This window comes from Campylobacter sp. LMG 17559 (assembly GCF_024723605.1).
Classification (GTDB): Bacteria; Campylobacterota; Campylobacteria; order Campylobacterales; family Campylobacteraceae; genus Campylobacter_D.
The window spans coordinates 1-319 of record NZ_JANQCZ010000067.1 but is presented as its reverse complement, the minus strand read 5'-3'; the positions used below and the strand labels follow the sequence as shown (position 1 = coordinate 319).

At 32.3% G+C, this 319-nt stretch carries 1 pseudogene; it reads left to right on the top strand.

What is annotated here, in order from left to right:
• Window positions 1-319 (top strand): annotated as a pseudogene (locus CAMP5082_RS08335) (hypothetical protein); the annotation flags it as partial.

Sequence of the window (319 nt, the reverse complement as noted above, 5' to 3'; positions counted from 1 at the left end):
TATGCTTCCTTTCTTAGATGAACTTATAGGAGTGGACTGGATTATTGATATAAATAAATATGATTTTGCTTATGATGAAACAGGTAGAATTATTAGGGCTTTAGATGATGATGTTTTAAAAGGTAAATTAAAAGATCCAAGAGATATAGATTCTACTCCAGAGAGTAGGTGGGAATTTGAATATAAAAGAGATGCTTATAAAAATGGGATGTTAAATGGTTATGGCGATAATATCCCAAGTGATTGGACGCAAAAAGAAGTAAAATTGTGGCTAGATACTTTAGTTTTACAAGCCAAACTAGCAGCTCTAACTCCACCT